The sequence below is a fragment of the Janthinobacterium sp. LS2A genome, assembly GCF_036543145.1.
GTDB classification, from domain to species: domain Bacteria; phylum Pseudomonadota; class Gammaproteobacteria; order Burkholderiales; family Burkholderiaceae_D; genus Janthinobacterium; species Janthinobacterium aestuarii.
This window is the reverse complement of record NZ_JAZHPB010000004.1, coordinates 182738-200492: the sequence shown is the minus strand read 5'-3', so window position 1 is coordinate 200492 and position 17755 is coordinate 182738. Positions and strand designations below refer to the sequence as shown.

Genomic DNA, 17755 nt, shown 5'->3' with positions numbered 1-17755 from the left:
GAAAAATAACGATCAAGGACACCTTCATGCAAGAAACCAAATCGAAACGCCTGTCTTTCCTGGCCCGTTTTTGCACCCTGTTTGCCGGCCTGACCCTGGGCAGCGCCGTCGTGGCAGCCGCCCCGGCGACGGCCCTCGACCCCACGCCCCATGTGGCCCTGAAAACCAGCATGGGCGAGATCGTGCTGGAACTGAACCAGGAAAAAGCGCCGCACAGCGTGGCCAATTTCTTGCAGTATGTCAAAAGCGGTTACTACAAGGGCACGGTGTTTCACCGCGTCATCGACGGCTTCATGATACAGGGCGGCGGCTTCGACAAGAACATGAAACAGAAAGCCACCAAGGCGCCGATCAAGAATGAAGCGCAAAACGGCTTGCAAAACGTCACCTACAGCATCGCCATGGCGCGCACGGGTGACCCGCATTCGGCCACCGCGCAATTCTTTATCAACGTCAACGACAATGGCGCGCTCGACTACCCTGGCCGCGACGGTTTCGGCTACACGGTGTTCGGCAAAGTCGTCAGCGGCATGGACGTGGTCGACAAGATCAAGGCCGTGCCCGTTGCCGACAAGGGCCCGCACCAGAACGTGCCGGTCACCCCCGTGGTGATCGAATCGGCGACTTTACTCAAATCCGCGCCAGCAAAACTGTAAAATAGCGTTTTTGCGGCGCCGGCCTGCCTGGCGCCGCTGAATCAATTATTCATCCAATTTATTAAGGATCATCATGACCTCCGTCATCATCACCACCAATCTGGGCAAGATCACCGCTGAACTGGACGCCGAAAAAGCGCCGAAAACGGTTGCCAACTTCCTGGCCTACATGAAAGCCGGTCACTACGACAACACGATTTTCCACCGCGTCATCGACGGCTTCATGATCCAAGGCGGCGGTTTCGAGCCAGGCATGAAACAAAAGCCAGCCGACACCACCGTGGAAAACGAAGCCAAGAACGGCCTGAAAAACGATACCTACACGCTGGCCATGGCCCGCACGTCGGATCCGCATTCGGCATCGGCCCAGTTCTTCATCAACATCAAGAACAACAGCTTCCTCGACTATCCAGGCCAGGACGGCTGGGGCTACGCCGTGTTCGGTAAAGTCACCGAAGGCAAGGAAGTCGTCGACGCCATCCGCGCCGTGAAAACCTCGCGCGCCGGCATGTTCGCCGACGTGCCAGTGACGGACGTGATCATCGAGAAGGTAGAAGCCGCGTAATCAGGCTTCAGCATCATGAATAACAGGCATTGCAACGTTTTCGCCTCTCCATGCACATCACTTTTTGGGAGCGTTGAACGATGACAATGCCTGCCGCACTCTTTATTTCCGACCTGCATCTGCAGAGCTCGCACCCGCGCACCAGCGCGGCGTTTCTTTCTTTCCTGGAACACCATGCGCAATATGCGCAAGCGCTGTATCTATTAGGCGACCTGTTTGAATACTGGGCCGGCGACGATGACCTGGAAGACCCGTTCAATGCGCGCATGACGGCCGCCATCCGCGCCGTCAGCGATGCTGGCGTGCACGTCTACTGGATCGCCGGCAACCGCGACTTTCTGGTCGGCTCCGGCTTTGCCGCTGCCGCCGGCGCCACTCTGCTCAGCGAACCGCACGTGGCCACGATAGCCGGCCAGCGCATCGTCCTGCTGCACGGCGACGCCGAATGCACGAAAGACGTGCAATACATGGAGTTTCGCGCCATGGTGCGCCAGCCCGCCTGGCAAAAACAGTTCCTGTCCATGCCGCTGGCGCAGCGCAAGGCCATCATCGACGGTTTGCGCAAGAGCAGCCGCGAGCACAATGGCGAAAAATCCATGGACATCATGGATGTCACGCCCGATGCTGTCGCGCAAGTGTTTGCCGAACATGCGAGCACCATCATGATCCACGGCCATACGCACCGCCCTGCACTGCACCAGGTCGGCCATACCCTGCGCTACGTCTTGCCCGACTGGGAATGCGATGTCACGCCGCCACGCGGCGGCTGGATCGCCATCGATACGCGCGGCAACATCACGCGCCACGACCTGAACGGCCACATCATCGACTAGCTCTGCGCCGACGGCGGCACGGGCGTTTGTCCGATAGCCGGGCCCGCCTGGCCTTGCTGTAATGGCGCCATGCATACTGTTTACATCGGCACGGCCGGCTGGAGCATTTCCAGCGCCGCCGCCAGCCACTTCCCCCTCGATGGCAGCCACCTGCAGCGCTATGCCCAAGTCTTGCCCTGCGTGGAAATCAACAGCTCGTTCTACCGCCCGCACCAGCCCGCCACCTACGCACGCTGGGCCGCCAGCGTGCCCGCTCATTTCCGCTTCAGCGTGAAATTGCCGCGCAGCATCACGCACGAACGGCGCTTGCGCGACTGTGCGGCCGAACTCGATCGTTTTGCGGGAGAAGTGATGCAGCTGGGGAATAAACTTGGCTGCGTGCTGGTGCAGCTGCCGCCCAGCCTGCGATTCGAAGCGGACGTGGCCTTTGACTTCCTGACTGCGCTACGGCAACGCTTCGACGGCATGCTCGCGTGTGAAGCGCGCCATCCCAGCTGGTTCGAGCAAGGCGCGACCGAGCTGTTAACAATGCAGCGCATCACGCGCGTCCGCGCCGATCCGCCCGCAGGCCAGCCGGGCCCGCACGTGCCGACGACGGATATCGCCTACGTGCGCCTGCATGGCAGCCCGAGAATATATTATTCGGACTACCCGGCCGATTACCTGGCGGCGCTGGCCGCTGAATTGCACGCATCGGCGCAGGCGGACAGCTGGTGCATCTTCGACAATACGGCGGCCGGGGCGGCCCTGTTCAATGCGCTGGACCTGCAGGCGCGGATGACCTGAAAATACGTGTTGATTTTTTTGGGCTTAGTGTTATAGTTAACTACAACACCAACTCAATACATCACGGAGCTTCGATGCCTACCGCATTTTTCACGCGCCGCGCCGCGCCACCCTTATGGGAGCGCATTCCATGAGCGCGGAATGGAACGACAATAGCCCCATCTACCGCCAGCTCAAGGCCAGGGTGGTGGGCATGATGCTCGATGGCGTGCTGCAGTCCGGCGACGCCCTGCCTTCGGTGCGCCAGGTGGCGGCCGACTATCAATTGAATCCCATCACGGTGTCGCGCGCCTACCAGGAACTGGTCGACGATGCCCTGGTGGAAAAACGCAGAGGACTCGGTATGTATGTCTTGGAAGGCGCCCGCGACAAATTGCTGGCCAGTGAACGCGAGCGCTTCATGCGCGAAGAATGGCCGGCGATGCTTGAACGCATCACGCAACTGGGCCTGAACCTCGAGCAACTGCTGCAAGCGAGCCGCGACAGCGGCGCACACGGAGAGAGCGCATGAATGCATTGAACAAGGATAGCGTCATCAGCGCGCGCGGCTTGCGCAAGCAATATGGCAAGCAGGTGGCCATCGATGGCATCAGCTTCGATATCGCGCCGGGACGCATCGTCGGCTTGATCGGGCCGAACGGTTCCGGCAAGACCACCACCCTGAAAGCCATCCTGGGCCTGACGGGCTTCGAAGGCGACTTGTCGGTGCTGGGGCGCGATCCCCGTGTGCAGCGCGATGCGCTGATGGACGACGTGTGCTTCATCGCCGACGTGGCCATCCTGCCGGGCTGGCTGCGCGTGGCCGACGCCATCGATTTCGTTGCTGGCGTGCATCCACGTTTCGACCGCAGCAAGGCCGAGCGCTACCTGGCCCACACCAAGCTGTCGCCGAAGATGAAGGTCAAGGCCATGTCGAAGGGCATGGTGGTACAGCTGCACCTGGCGCTGGTGATGGCCATCGACGCCAAACTGCTGGTGCTCGACGAGCCGACGCTGGGCCTGGACATTCTGTACCGCAAGCAGTTCTACCAGAACTTGCTGGAAGACTATTTCGATGAAAACAAGACCATCGTCATCACCACACACCAGATCGAGGAAGTGGAACACATCCTCAGCGACCTGATGTTCATTCGCGACGGCAAGATCGTGCTGGCCTCGAGCATGGAAGAAGTGGGCGAGCGCTATATCGAGGTGATGGTGGGCCCGCAGCACGTCAATCCGGCGCGCACCCTGCAGCCGATCAGCGAACGCAGCGTATTCGGCAAGTCGGTGATGCTGTTCGACGGCGTCGCCCGCACCCAGCTGGCCGCCCTGGGCGAAGTACGCACGCCCAGCCTGGCTGACCTGTTTGTCGCGACCATGAAAGGATCGTACCAATGAGTATTTCCCCTGCCAACAAGCTGCAATGGCTGATCCGGCGTGAACTGTGGGAACACAAGGGCATGCTGGTATGGACACCCGCCCTGATCGGCATCGTCATGACTGTGCTGGGCGCCTTGATGACGATAGGCACCATCGCCAAGACCAAGATGCGCACGGCGCTCATCGTCAATGGCGAGGAAGTGTCCTGGAGCACCGTCTTCAATACCCGCACTTTCGGCCCGCGCCGCACGGAAATCATCGACGCCGTCGCCAACAACTACACGTACGCGGCCGCGCCGCTGTTCCTGGCGCTGGGTTTCCTCGTGTTCTTCTATTGCCTGAGCACCCTGCATGACGACCGCCGCGACCGCAGCGTGCTGTTCTGGAAATCGCTGCCCATCTCGGATGCGCAGACAGTGCTGTCGAAAGCGGCCATCGCCCTGCTGGTCGCGCCGTTGATCGTGGCCGCCGCCGCCAGCCTGACTTCGCTGGCCCTGATCCTGATACTCAGCGGCGTGCTGGCAGCCAACGGCATCCACGTGTTTGCCGAACTGCTCGCCACCCCCGGCCTGTACCTGGGACCGCTGCGCGTGTTCGGCTTGCTGCCCGTGTATTGCCTATGGGCCTTGCCGACGGTCGGCTGGCTGCTGATGGTCTCGAGCTGGGCCAAATCGAAAGTCTTCCTGTGGGCCGTCGGCGTGCCGCTGCTGCTGCTCATCCTGACAGTGTGGGCCGGCAAGCTGACGCAGACGGAAAGCAATGTCAGCTGGATACAGATGAATGTCATCGGACGCGCCCTGCTGGGCACCCTCCCCGGCAGCTGGTATCTGTTCGAGCCGCAACTGCTGTCGCAAATGCATGCCCTGGCAGAGGGGGGATCGCACATGACGCGCATCGACGTGTTCAGCAATTCCTGGTCCAGCCTGGCCTTGCCAGCCGTCTGGCTGGGTGCGGCGGCAGGCGCGGCGCTGATTTACGCCGCCATCCGCCTGCGCCGCTGGCGCGAGGAAGGCTGACAGCGCCATATCACCTCCCCCACAAAACGCCCCGCCCGCCGGGGCGTTTTTCATTTCTACTCCATTCAGCCCCAAAAAATAATAACTACCTTAGCGATAGTTATTATGAAAACTCCCCATCGCCACATCAAGACTATTCATTCGATAGCATTAATCCGATATAAAAATTACAAATAATTATTTCTATCGTATTTTATTACCAATCACATTTGATAATCGACAGTTAAAAAACAACAACTAGCAATTCGATAGCAAGGCGGTTTTTTGGATAAAAAGCGCAAAAATACGCGGGCACGACAGCAGACTCAGCCGAAAACACCTGTTTCGTGACAATTCGTGAGTATTTACCCGCATGACGCCAGAGAAAATAAGACCGTGGGAAGTGATCAAAATGAAATTGGAAGTTTCAAAATTGAAACTATCCTCATAGTGGAAGTCAGCACATACGTCGTGCACACGCTGCATCCTGCCGTTACGTCTCGCCGGACCAGCCAGTTGCCGGCGCCACAAAATACAGGAAAGCGGCAACGCATAAAACGAATATGGAAATAACATTTTAAATATCGCCGCAATCGCGTTCTTTTGCCCCAACGTTTTTTTCCCAATTATGTTTTACTTGCCACTATCAACAGCGGAAACACCAGAGTTCAACCACGGCCCAAGCCTCGCCGGAGCAAGCAAGGAATCGAAGCAGATTATTGATTTTTTATTATTTTAGAAAATTGTACGAATACTTAACCTTTTCCGGAGACTTTCAAATGGCCACCACCCAAAACCCAGCACAAGTTCCCGTCAATGCCGAAGGCGCTGGCGCCAAGATCGCGACGCCCGCAAAAAAAGCCGTCGACCCAAAAAACGGCGACCGCAAGCAGTATGACGAAGATGAACTGATCAAAGGGGACGATGCCAGCGCGACCATGCCGCCTGAAAATGTCGTGGAAGTCACGGGAAGCGCCGCCAACGGCAATGCCGGCGCCGTGGGCGCGGCGGCCGCTGTGGCGGCAGCCGCCCTGGCAGCCGGTGGCAGTGGCAGTGGCGCGGCCGCAGGCCAGGCCGGCAATGGCAGTGCCGACCTCGGCACGCCGCAAAGCGATAACAATGGTGGCGCCGCAGGCGCTGCGGGCACAGGCGCCGGTGCTGCCGGCATCCCCAGCGGCAGTGTCGTGGATGTGGCCGGCGCATCGGCTGGCGCCGGTAGCGGCGCGGGCGCGGGCGCTGCGGGCGGCCTGGGCGGACTTGGCGTGCTGGGCGCGCTCGGCGGCCTTGGCCTGGTCGCCGCCGCAGCCGGCGGTGGCGGAGGCGGTGGCGCCGCGGCTGGCGGTTCCGGCACCGGAGGCGGCACCGGTGGCGGCACGGGCACAGGCGGCACCGGTGGTACCGGAGGCGGCACGGGGACGGGCGGCACAGGTGGCACGGGCGGCTCGACCGGCGGTGGCACGGGCAATCAATCCACCACCACCGTCGTGAGCAACGCATCCGTGCTGGCCGCCGCTGCCGCCGCGGCGGCCGCCGCCAATGCCCTGGCCGATGACGCCGCAGCGGCGGCTGCAGCGGCCACGGCCGCAGCTTCGCTGGCCGCGGCAAATGCGGCCATCCTGGCCGACCAGCTGGCGGCGCAAGCGGCCGCTGACGCGGCGGCAGCCTTGCTCGCCGCCAATAGCGCCACCAGCGACGATGCGCTGGCGGCCAGCACGGCCGCTATCGTGCCCGGCGCGCAAGCGGCCGCTGGCGCCGCCACGAATGACGACAGCGCTGCCGCTGCCGCTGCCGCTGCCGCCGCCATATCCCAGGCCGCCGCCACGTCGGCGCAAAATGCCGATGCGGCTGCCGCCACGGCCGCCGCCAACGCCGCCGCCGCACACGCCGCCGCCGATGCGGCGCAAACACAAGCGGACCAGACCAACGCCCCTGCCCTGCAAGCCATCGCCGATGCGGCCGACGTGGTCGCCGCCGCGGCCATCACGCAGGCGGCGCTGACCGATGCGGCCGCGCTGGGCGTCATCGCGGCCAATGACGCCGCCGCTGCAGCCGCCGCCACGGCGCTGGCCAATGCCACGGACGCCGCCGCGCTGGACCTGGCGGCAACCGCCGCCGCCAACACCGCCGTCTCCGCAGGCATCCAGGCCAGCTTTACCGATGCCGCTGCCCTGGCCCTCATTTCGGATGCGGATGCCGCCGCGTCTGCCGCCGCGACCGAACTGGCCGATGTCACCGATGCCGCCGCCCTGGCCGCCGCCGCGAGCGCCGCGGCCACGGCCGCGGCCGATGCGGCGACAGCGGCCAATGCCAGCGACGCCACGGCACTGGGCATTGCCGCCACCGCCGCCGCGAATGCCTCCATTGCCGCCGATGCACAAGCAAACCTCACCGATGCCGTCGCGCTGACGATGGCAGCGGACGCCGCCGCCGGTATTGCCGCCCAGGACGCCGCCATCGCCAACGCCACCGACGCCGTCGCCCTGCAAGCGGCCGCCAATGCCGCCGCGACGAACGCCGCCAATGCACAGACGCAAGCGAACATGACGGACGCGCCCACCCTGGGCCTGATCGCCGATGCCGCTACCCTGGCGTCGGACGCGGCACAACTGCAGGCCGGCTTGACGGATGCGGCTGCGCTGGCCCTGATTTCCGATGCCGACGCTGCCGCCGCAGCCGCAGCAGCATTGGCCGCCAGTAGCGATGCCGCCGCGCTCGACGCCGCCGCCGCCCTTGCCGCCACCGTGGCGGCCAACGCCGTCGTCACAGCCAGCCTGAGCGACGCGGCCGCCCTGCAAATCACGGCCGATGCGGCCGCCAATACCTCCATCGGCGCCGCCGCGCAGGCAGCGTTGACGGACGCGGCCGCCCTGCAACTGGTTTCCGACGCCGATGCCGCCGCCGCGCTGGCCGCGCAAACGACGGCAAACCAGACGGATGCGGCCGCCCTGGCCGCCGCCGACGCAGCGGCCGCCAGCGATGCCGCCAACGCCCAGGCAGTGGCCGACCAGACCGATGTGGTCGCCCTGCAGCAAGCGGCCGATCAGGCCGATGCCGATGCGGCCGCCGCCAATGCGCAGGCCAGCCTGCTGGACGTCAATGTCGCGCTCAATGCCTTCAATCTCGCCAGCCTCGCCGCCCTGGCCGCCAACGTCACGGCTGGCCAAACCAGCGTGCTCGACCTGACGGCCACCGTGAATACCTTGCAGCTCGGTGCCGATAATGCCGATATCACGGCCTCCCTGTTCGATGCCACCATCCTTGCCGGCATCTCCACCGCCGATGCGCTGACGGCAGCCGGCCTGCAAACCCTCGCCGCCGCGACCGATGCCGATGCACTCATCACTGCGGCGGCCGCTGCCGTCTCGGCGGCGGAGGTGGCCGCTGGGCTGGGCGGGATCGATATCTCGGCAGTCAGTGCTGCCGCCGCCGCACAGGCCGCCGCCGCGGCTGCCGCCGCCACGGCCCTGCTGACCGATGCCGGCGCGCTAGGCCTCGTTTCCACCACCGACGCCGCCGCCGAACTTGCCGCCCAGACGGCTGTCACCACCTTGACGGCCGCCAACACGCTGGCGCAAAACGCGCTGACGGCGGCACAATCCGTTGCCAACCTGACCGACGCCGTGGCCCTGGGTCTGGTCTCTTCCGCAGCCGACGCGGCCGCAGCCCTGGCCGTCACGACGGCTGGCCAGACCGATGCCACCACGCTGAGCCTCATCTCGAATGCCGATGCGCTGGTCGCCTCCTCGGCAGCCAGCCTGGCGGCGCTGACGGACGCCACGGCGCTGGGCTTGATCTCGACCGCCGATGCCACCGTGGCCGCCACCCTGCAGGCAACGGCCGACCTGACGGACGCCGCCGGCCTGGGCCTGCTCGCCACGGCCGCCGCTGCCGCCGCCAATACGGCGACGAACGTTGCCAACCTGACCGATGCGGTAGCACTGGGCACCGTCTCGGCAGCAGCCGCCACGGCCGCCAATACGGCTGCCGCCACCGCCGCGCTGACAGACGCCACGGCACTGGGCCTGGTCGCCACGGCCGACGCGGCTGCCGCCGCCGCCCTGCAAACGACAGCCAACCTGACCGACGCAGTGGCACTGGGCCTCGTGTCGACGGCCGCCAACACGGCCGCCACCGCCGCTGCCGCCGTTGCCAACCTGACCGATGCCGTCGCCCTGGGCACCGCGTCGACGGCCGCCACGGCCGCCGCCAACACGGCAGCGGCCACCGCCGCGCTGACCGACGCCGTCGCCCTGGGCCTGGTGTCCACCGTCGATGCGGCCGCCGCCACCGCCGCGCAAACGACGGCCAACCTGACGGACGCCGTCGCCCTGGGCCTGGTCGCGACCGTCAATGCCACCGCCTCGACGGCAGCAGCCGCCGTCGCCGGTCTCACCGACGCCGTCCTGCTCGGTACCGCCCACACGCTCAATGTGACGGCCGCCACCGTGGCGGCCACCAAGGCTGCCCTGACGGATGCCGCCGCACTGACCACCATCGCCAGCAACGATGCGGCCAATGCCGCCGCCCTGGCCGCCTATTCAGCTGCCCACCCGTTCGACCTGGTGGCGGCGCTGGCGGCCACCACAGCGGCCACCACGGCGGCCCTGTCGCAGGCCGTCGCGCAGTCGGCGCAAGCCGATGACGCGGCTGCCGCCTCGACAGCCGCCACGGCGGCAGCATCCCTGACCGCCCTGAACAATGCTCTCGCGGCTGACAGTGCCGCCACCGCCGCCGCCACCCTGGCCCTGACTTCCCAGGCGGCAGCCACGGCGGCGGCGCTGGACGACACGCTCGCGGCCACGGCCGCTGGCGTGGCGGCCACCTCGCTGGCCGCGGCCCAGGCGGCGCAGGCAGCCGATGCCGCCGCCGCCGCGACGGCAGCGACGGCGGCCAACGCCCTGGCCGCCCTGAATGCGGCCTTGCAGGCGGACGCGAATGCGGCCGCCACGGCCGCTGCCGCCATCACGGCGAGTGCGGCCACCGCTACCGCCATCGCCGACGATCTGGCCGCTGCGACGGCTGCCACTGTCGCCAGCGTCTCGCAAGCGGCCGCGCAAGCGGCGCAACTGGCAGACAATGCCGCCGCCAGCGCCGCCACCATCGCCGCCAACGCGCTCGCTTCCCTGAATGCGGCCCTGGCCGACGATGCGGCTGCCGCTGCGGCCGTGCTGAACTCCACCAATGCAACGGCCGCCGCGGTGGCCGCCGCCACCGCCGACACGGCTGCTGCCGCGGCGGCCGCCGTGGCCGCCATCTCGGCCGCCGCCACGCAGCACGCGCAAGCGGACGATATTGCCGCTGCCGCCGCCGCCCTCACGGCATCGATCTCGCTGGCAGCCACGCAAGCCGCGCTGGCCGCCGATCTCGCCGTCGGCACGACCGCGGCAACGGCAGCGAGCGCCCTGGCCGCGCTGAACCAGGCCCTGGCCGACGACGGCGCCGCTGCTACCGCAGCCACGGCGGCGGCCAACGCGCAAGCGGCCCTGAATGCGGCCGTCACCACGCTCAACGCGGCGATATTGACGGCCAGCGCCTCGCTCGCCGCCGCCAATGCCGCTGCGGCAGACGACGCCACGGCGGCAAGCACGGCAGCCGCGGCCGCAGCGGCCCAGCTGCTTTCCGATGCGGCCTTGGTGGCCGATGTCGCCCTGGCGGCCCTTGCCACGGCGGCCAATAATGCATTGGCGGCAGCCAGCGCGGCGCTGGCCCTAGACGATGCAGCCGCCAATGCCGCGCACACGGCCGCCCTCTCGGCGGCCGCCACTCTGGCGGCGCAACTGGCCGATACGGCAGCCCTCAACGCCCATGCCGCACTCGATGCGGCCATCCTCAACCTGAACGCCGCCGTGACGGCCGATATCAACGCGACGGATGCCGACAATGACAAGACGCTGAAACTGAACCTCCTCATCGCCGCCCAGAGTGCGGCCGATGACGCGGCCCAGGCCAATGCCAATGCGGCTGCCGCCCATGCGGCGCTGGCGGCGGCCCAGGCCGACGATGCGGCGGCAGCCACCGCCGCCGCCAATGCCGCTGCCGCGCATGCGGCGGCGGTCGCGGCGCAAAACGCCGATGCCGCCGCGGCAGCGGCAGCGGCGCAAGCGGCCATTTCCCTGGCCGCCACCCTCAATGCCCAGGCGGACGACGCCACTGCGGCAGCAGCCGCCACCGCCGCAGCCAATGCGCAACTGGCACTCGATGCAGCGCTGGCCGCCGACGCCGACGTCGCCGCCACGGCCGCCGCCGCGGCGGCAGCCCAGCTGGCGGCGCAAAACGCGCATGACGCTGATGTTGCGGCAGCGGCAGCGGCCGTTGCGGCCGCCATCACCCTGGCCGCCACACAGGCGGCGCAGGCCGATGACGCGGCAGCCGCGCTGGCAGCGGCCAACGCGGCCAACGCCCAGGCGGCGCACAATGCCGCCGTCGCCGACGACCAGGCCGCAGCCGATGCCGCCGCAACCGCCGCACTGGCGCAAGCGGCTGCCACGGCAGCGGCAGCCGCCGATGCCGCCGCCACCGCCAGCGCCGCCGCAGCGGCAGCATCGCTGCTCGCAGCCCAGGCGGCGCAAGCCGACGACACGGCCGCCAACCAGGCAGCGGCCAATGCCGCTGCCGCCACCGCCGCGCACACGGCAGCCATCGCCGCCGACGCGCTGGCCGTCAGCACGGCGGCAACGGCCGCCAGCGCACTGGCAGCGGCCACGGCAGCGCAGAACGACGATGACGCCGCAGCAGCCGCAGCGGCCCAGGCCGCCGCCTCGCTGGCAATCACCCAGGCGGCACAGGCCGACGATGCGGCGGCAGCGGCAGCCACCGTCAACGCCAACAATGCGATAGCAGCGGCAGCGGCAGCCCATGCGGCCGATGCCGCCGCGCCGCTGGCGCAGGCACAGGCCGCCGCTTCCCTGGCGGCCCTGCAAGCGGCGCAAGCGGACGATGCGGTCGCCGCCAGCGCGGCAGCGGCTGCGGCGCAAGCACATGCCAATGCGGATGCCGCGCAGGCGGACGACACGGCGGCGGCCCAGGCCAATGCCGACGCGCAGGCAGCCGACGCGGCACTGGCGCAAGCGAACGCCATCGCGGCGCAGACCGACGCCAGCGCGCTGGCCGTCGTGGCGAATGCGGATGCGGCCAACGCCGCCGCCGTGCAAGCGATCGCCGACCAGACCGATGCCGTGGCGCTCACGCAGGCCGCCGATGCGGCAACGGCAGCAGCGCTGGCAGCGGCGCAGACGGCCGCCCTGACGGACGCCAGCGCACTGCAACTGGCCGCCGATGCGGCCGCGGCCGCGGCCCTGCAGGCGCAGGCGCAGGCGGACCTGACGGACGCCGGCTCGCTGACGGTGGCGGCGAATGCCGATGCCGCGGCGGCAGCGGCGGCCCAGGCCCAGGCCGACCTGACGGACGCGAGCCAGCTGTTCGTGCTGAGCCAGAATGCCCTGCACAACCCGCTGACGGTAGCCGACTTCAGCACGGGATTGCCGGCCGCCGGCGGCGACGTGATCGACATGTCGGCCATCGCCGACCTGACGGCATCGGTGGCCGTGGGCGTCAACGTGAGCACGGACTTTGGCAACAACAACCTGTTCATCTTCGACGGCACGTCCGTGTCGATCGGCGCGGCGGCCAGCGCCATCGCGGCCGATGACAGCGTCTTGTCGGGACAGGGCTACATCGTCATCGCCGATGCGCAAAACAGCGGCGCCGTAACCGTGTATCACTCGACTGACCTGAGCAACGCCAACGCCATCGACACGGCGCTGGTGCTGCTCAGCGGCGTGAACATCACGCAGCTGACGGGTGCCAACTTCGTCGTCTGAAGCCGGGCACCCACGCCAGGCCCCGCGCCTGGCACGGCGGCGGGAGCGCAGCACAGCGGGCGCTCCCGCCACACCTAGAAATGCGTCAGGCCTGGTGCCGGAAAAATACGGGATGAGATTACGCGGTTCCCCAGCATTGTTTGTACTGCCACGTGGCGCGGCCTTGCTGGCGGCCATGGCCATGGCATCCATCAGCTCCTTCGTCCAGGCCCAGGGCGGCACCGCCTGGAGCTTCGACCAGGTCTTGCAGCAGGCGCTGCAAAGCCATCCCGCCGTGCAGGGCAAACGCTCGGCGCAGGCGGCCGCGCGCGCCGACCTCGATGGCGCGCAATGGCAGCGCTTCCCCAGCCTGTCGGCCGAAGTCCCCACCGGTTCGCAGGAAACGGGCGGCGTGGTGCGCCTCGAGCAGCCGCTGTGGAGCGGCGGGCGCATCGACGCCGGCATCGATGCGGCCGGCAGCCGGGTCGACGCGGCCGGCGCCGCCATCGAGGAAGAACGCCTGACCCTCTCGCTGCGCGTGATCGCCGCCTACACGGAAGCGCTGCGCCAGACGGCGCGCATGCGCTCGGCCGAAGAGGGACTGGCCGAGCACCAGCGCCTGCTGGACATGATCAAGCGCCGCGTGGCGCAGTCGGTCAGTTCGCAAACGGACCAGCGCCTGGCCGAATCGCGCGCCTACCAGGCGGCCAACGACGTGTCGAATGCGCTCCAGGCGCAGGAAAACGCGCTGGCGCAGCTGTCGCAGCTGGCCGGCAAACCCGTACGCCTCGTCACCGCCGCCGGCATCGGCGTGGGCGAACCGCTGCCCGACGCCAGCCTGGAACGGGTCATGCGCCAGGCCATCGGCTACTCCCCTACCCTGCAGCGCCTCGATTTCGAGGCGCAGGCGGCCGATTCCGAGATCACCATGCAGCGCTCGGCCTACATGCCGAAGGTGGTGCTGCGCATGGAAAAGCCCACGGGCGGCGGCATCAATGCCGACAACCGCGCGCGCGCCATGCTGGTGCTGCAGGCGCAGCCGGGCGCCGGCTTGTCGGCCAAGGCCGGCGTGGACGCCGCCGTGGCCCGGCGCGAAGGCGCGCGCGCCGCGCACGACGTGGCCGAACGTGAGGTGCGCGAGCGTTTCACCCTGGACTGGAACGAGGCCGAGGCAAGCCGCCAGCGCCTGGGCAACGCGGGCGAGGCCAGCACCACCTCGACGCAGGTATTCGAATCGTATGCACGCCAGTACGTGATCGGCCGCAAGAGCTGGAACGATGTGCTCAACGCCGTGCGCGAAGCAACCCAGGCGCGGTTTTCGCTGGAAGACACGCGCGCGCAGGCGATTGCCGCCAGCCTGCGCCTGGCCGCGCAGACGGGCACCCTGGCCGGGCGCACGGCGCCGCCGGGCCTGGCGCGCGCGAATTGACACCGACATGATGCACACAGGAGACAGCGTGGATACCTCCATCAAACATGGCTTGCTGACACTCGTCGAACGGGCCGCCCGCCTGACAGGCCAGCATCTGGCGGCCGCGCGCCTGGCCGACCTGCAGCGCCAGCTCGAAGATATCGACGGCAGCGGCGCACCCGCCATGGTGCTTACCGCCATCTGGCAGGCGGCCGGGCTGGAAGGCGCGGCGCGCCCGCTGCACGAGCCGACGCCGGGTGAGCTGCCATTCGCCGTCTACAGCGCCAGCACGGGCTGGGGCTTGCTGCAGTCGCGCGGCGCCGACGGCGCCTGGCGCGGCGAAGGCATCGATGGGCGCGCCTTGCAACTGGCCTCGCTGGCAGGTTTAGCTTGCGTGGGCCTGCCGCGCCGCAGCGAAAAAAGCGGCGCCCGCCCCGGAGCGCTAAGCCTGGTGCGCAAGGCCCTGTGGCTGAAGAAAAGCGTGTTTGTCGACGCCGTGCTGGCCACCGCGCTGGTGACCCTGCTGACCATGGCCACCTCGCTGTTTTCCATGCAGGTGTACGACCGCGTGATCCCGAACCAGAGCTTCAGCACCCTGTGGGTGCTGGTGGTGGGCGTGGCGCTGTCGATCGGCCTGGAATTCATCCTCAAGCAGGTGCGCAGCCGCATCGTCGACCACTCGTGCAATGACGTCGACCATGAATTGTCCGAATGGTTTTTCCAGCGCATGCTGGGCATCCGCATGGAGGCGCGCCCCGCTTCCGTCGGCACCCTGGCGGCGCAAGTGAAGGGCTTTGAAATGGTGCGCGGCGTGCTCACGTCGACATCGCTGTTCGTGCTGACGGACGTGCCCTTCGCCGTGATTTTCCTCGCCATGATCACCATCATCGGCGGCTGGCTCGTGGTGGTGCCGCTGGTGGCCCTGCCGCTGGCCCTCGTGTGCGGGCTGATGTTCCAGCGCGCCATCCAGATCCATACGCGCAAGAACCTCAACGCCAGCAACCGCAAGGCGGGCTTGCTGGTGGAAGCCGTCGATGGCGTGGAAACGCTCAAGGGCAGCAGCGCCGAATGGATGATGCAGGCGCGCTGGGCCGAGCTGGTGGCCGAAACGAGCCACGCGGAGCAGAATATCCGCGACTATGCTGCCCTGTCGCAAAACATCACGGCCGCCTTCCAGCAGCTGACCAACGTGGCGCTGATCTCCATGGGTGCGTGGTTCGTGGCCGAGAACCAGATGACCATGGGCGCCCTGATGGCGTGCACCATCATCAGCAACCGCGCCCTGATGCCCATCGTGCAGCTGCCCGCCGTGATGGTGCAGTGGGCGCATGCGCGCGCCTCGATCGACGGCCTGGAACAGGTCATCAGCCTGCCCAACGAGGCCGACACCGCGCAGTTCGCGCTGACGCCGCGCAGCCTCGATACGGGATTGCGCTTCGAGCGCATCCGCTTTACGTATGGCGGCGCGCAAAAGGTGGCGCTGGAAGTGGAAAATCTCGCCATCCGCCCCGGCGAACGGGTCGGCCTGGTGGGCGCCATCGGCTCGGGCAAGAGCACCCTGCTGAAACTGGCCTCGGGCCTGTACCAGCCGGCCGAAGGCAAGGTGTACCTGGGCGACGTCGACATGGCCCTGCTGGCGCCGGCCGTGGTGCGCGAAATGGTCGGCTACCTGCCACAGGAAACGCGGCTGTTCAGCGGCACCCTGCGCGACAATCTGTTATTGGGACTGGCCGACCCGGGCGAGGAAGCGATACTGGCGGCGGCAAAGCGCACGGGCCTGATCGAGCTGATACTGGGCCAGCCACGGGGACTGGCGCTGGGCATTACCGAAGGCGGGCGCGGCGTGTCTGGCGGCCAGCGGCAATTGATCGCCGTCACGCGCCTGCTGCTGGCCAAGCCGCGCATCTGGCTGCTCGATGAACCGACGGGCGCCATGGATGCGAAGACGGAAGCGCGCATCGTGGGGCTGCTGGGCGAACTGGCGGCCGAAGGCGTGACCATGGTCGCCACCACGCACAAGAACGCCCTCTTGCCGCTGCTCGACCGCCTGGTGGTGCTGCAGGCGGGCCGGGTGCTGCTCGACGGCCCGCGCGACTTTGTCCTGGCCAAGCTGTCGGGCAAGCCGCAGGCCGTGCCCAGTTCCGCAACGGCGCCGGTGGCGCAAGGAGCCGTCGCATGAAACTGGCCAAGGTCGAAGCGAAAGAGGAAGCGAAACGGGGACGGGTGCTGATCTGGAGCTGCACGGCGGCACTGGCCGGTATCATCGCCTGGGCTTCGTGGGCGGAGCTGGACCAGGTCACGCGCGCCAACGGCCAGGTGATCGCCAGTTCGCGCAACCAGATCATCCAGGTGGCCGATGGCGGCGTGCTGGCCGAACTGCGTGTGCACGAAGGCAGCGTGGTGAAAAAGGGAGCATTACTGGCCCGCTTCGACCGCACGCGGGCCGAGACAAGCTACCTGGAAAGCACGGCCAAGGCGGCGGGACTGAAGGCGGCCGTGGCGCGTTTGCAAGCCGAGGTGTTTGGCGGCGCGCCGAAGTTCCCGCCCGAACTGCAGGCGTTTCCGGAGTTTCGCGCCAACCAGCTGGCCCTGTTCAGCAAGCGCCAGGGCGCCGTGCAGGCGGAGGTGAGCTCGCTGGAAAGCGCCATGAAGCTGATCAAGGAAGAACTGGAAATGAACCTGCCGCTGCTGGAAACGGGAGACGTCAGCCGCGCCGAAGTGCTGAAACTGCGGCGGCAAGTGGTCGACATCCAGGCGCAGATCACCAACCGGCGCAACAAATATCTGCAGGATAGCCAGACGGATCTGGTGAAAGCCCAGGAAGACCTGGCCGGCGTGCTGCAGACAGTCACCCAGCGCAAGGAGCAGCTGGGTTCGACGGATATCTACGCGCCCACGGACGGCATCGTGCGCAACGTGCGCCTTACTACCCTGGGCGGCGTGGCCAAGCCGGGCGAGGAAATCCTGCAGATCGTGCCGACAGACGATGACCTGATCATCGAAGCGAAAGTCAAACCGGCCGACATCGCCTTCATCAAGCCGGGCCTGCCCACGGCCGTGAAGCTCGACGCCTACGACTACGGCATTTACGGGCGCCTGCGCGGCACCGTCAGCTACATCAGCGCGGACACCTTAAGTGAAGACAACAAGGGCAACGAGCAGCCGTACTACCGCGTGCAGATCAAGACCAGCGGGCGCAACCTGATGGGCAAGAATGGCGAGCCGATCCTGATCCAGCCCGGCATGACGGCCACCGTGGAAATCAACACGGGCCGCAAGACGGTCTTGCGCTACCTGACGAAACCGATCACCAAGACATTCTCGGAATCGATGGGGGAGCGGTAAGCT

The 17755-nt window shown here is 67.1% G+C and carries 11 protein-coding genes; all 11 read left to right on the top strand.

Features of this window, described 5'->3' with window-relative positions; translation table 11 throughout:
* Nucleotides 1–26: 26 nt before the first annotated feature.
* The 11 genes from V3C40_RS13665 (at nucleotide 27) to V3C40_RS13615 (ending at nucleotide 17752) form a co-directional block, all read left to right on the top strand.
* Complete coding sequence (locus V3C40_RS13665) at nucleotides 27–656, top strand: peptidylprolyl isomerase (protein WP_175444578.1); 630 nt, start codon at nucleotides 27–29, stop codon at nucleotides 654–656.
* A gap of 73 nt (nucleotides 657–729) precedes the next feature.
* A complete protein-coding gene (locus V3C40_RS13660) occupies nucleotides 730–1221 on the top strand; it encodes a peptidylprolyl isomerase (protein ID WP_034756945.1) in 492 nt (163 codons plus the stop codon).
* An 86-nt stretch (nucleotides 1222–1307) separates the two neighbouring features.
* On the top strand, nucleotides 1308–2054 hold the full coding sequence (locus V3C40_RS13655) for a UDP-2,3-diacylglucosamine diphosphatase (RefSeq protein ID WP_331777708.1): 747 nt from the start codon (nucleotides 1308–1310) through the stop codon (nucleotides 2052–2054).
* A 69-nt stretch (nucleotides 2055–2123) separates the two neighbouring features.
* Nucleotides 2124–2840, top strand: coding sequence for a DUF72 domain-containing protein (locus tag V3C40_RS13650; RefSeq protein WP_331777707.1), 717 nt, complete (start codon nucleotides 2124–2126; stop codon nucleotides 2838–2840).
* Between the two features lie 130 nt (nucleotides 2841–2970).
* The gene (locus V3C40_RS13645; RefSeq protein WP_139091276.1) at nucleotides 2971–3351 is read left to right on the top strand and encodes a GntR family transcriptional regulator; all 381 of its coding nucleotides are present in this window, start codon (nucleotides 2971–2973) and stop codon (nucleotides 3349–3351) included.
* A complete protein-coding gene (locus V3C40_RS13640) occupies nucleotides 3348–4220 on the top strand; it encodes an ABC transporter ATP-binding protein (RefSeq protein WP_331777706.1) in 873 nt (290 codons plus the stop codon). The genes V3C40_RS13645 and V3C40_RS13640 overlap by 4 nt, the downstream gene beginning before the upstream one ends.
* Entirely contained in the window at nucleotides 4217–5218 is a 1002-nt protein-coding gene (locus V3C40_RS13635; protein WP_331777705.1) for a hypothetical protein, read from the top strand. The genes V3C40_RS13640 and V3C40_RS13635 overlap by 4 nt, the downstream gene beginning before the upstream one ends.
* A 758-nt stretch (nucleotides 5219–5976) precedes the next feature.
* Complete coding sequence (locus V3C40_RS13630; RefSeq protein WP_331777704.1) at nucleotides 5977–13017, top strand: hypothetical protein; 7041 nt, start codon at nucleotides 5977–5979, stop codon at nucleotides 13015–13017.
* Between the two features lie 136 nt (nucleotides 13018–13153).
* On the top strand, nucleotides 13154–14425 hold the full coding sequence (locus V3C40_RS13625; protein ID WP_331777703.1) for a TolC family protein: 1272 nt from the start codon (nucleotides 13154–13156) through the stop codon (nucleotides 14423–14425).
* Between the two features lie 28 nt (nucleotides 14426–14453).
* Entirely contained in the window at nucleotides 14454–16586 is a 2133-nt protein-coding gene (locus V3C40_RS13620) for an ATP-binding cassette domain-containing protein (protein ID WP_331777702.1), read from the top strand.
* A complete protein-coding gene (locus V3C40_RS13615) occupies nucleotides 16583–17752 on the top strand; it encodes an HlyD family type I secretion periplasmic adaptor subunit (RefSeq protein ID WP_070303043.1) in 1170 nt (389 codons plus the stop codon). Before V3C40_RS13620 ends, V3C40_RS13615 begins: the two co-directional genes overlap by 4 nt.
* Nucleotides 17753–17755 lie beyond the last annotated feature (3 nt).

Coding starts and splice junctions, on each gene's coding strand:
- V3C40_RS13665 (WP_175444578.1), top strand. CDS start 27: ATGCAAGAAACCAAATCGAAACGCCTGTCTTTCCTGGCCCGTTTTTGC.
- V3C40_RS13660 (WP_034756945.1), top strand. CDS start 730: ATGACCTCCGTCATCATCACCACCAATCTGGGCAAGATCACCGCTGAA.
- V3C40_RS13655 (WP_331777708.1), top strand. CDS start 1,308: ATGCCTGCCGCACTCTTTATTTCCGACCTGCATCTGCAGAGCTCGCAC.
- V3C40_RS13650 (WP_331777707.1), top strand. CDS start 2,124: ATGCATACTGTTTACATCGGCACGGCCGGCTGGAGCATTTCCAGCGCC.
- V3C40_RS13645 (WP_139091276.1), top strand. CDS start 2,971: ATGAGCGCGGAATGGAACGACAATAGCCCCATCTACCGCCAGCTCAAG.
- V3C40_RS13640 (WP_331777706.1), top strand. CDS start 3,348: ATGAATGCATTGAACAAGGATAGCGTCATCAGCGCGCGCGGCTTGCGC.
- V3C40_RS13635 (WP_331777705.1), top strand. CDS start 4,217: ATGAGTATTTCCCCTGCCAACAAGCTGCAATGGCTGATCCGGCGTGAA.
- V3C40_RS13630 (WP_331777704.1), top strand. CDS start 5,977: ATGGCCACCACCCAAAACCCAGCACAAGTTCCCGTCAATGCCGAAGGC.
- V3C40_RS13615 (WP_070303043.1), top strand. CDS start 16,583: ATGAAACTGGCCAAGGTCGAAGCGAAAGAGGAAGCGAAACGGGGACGG.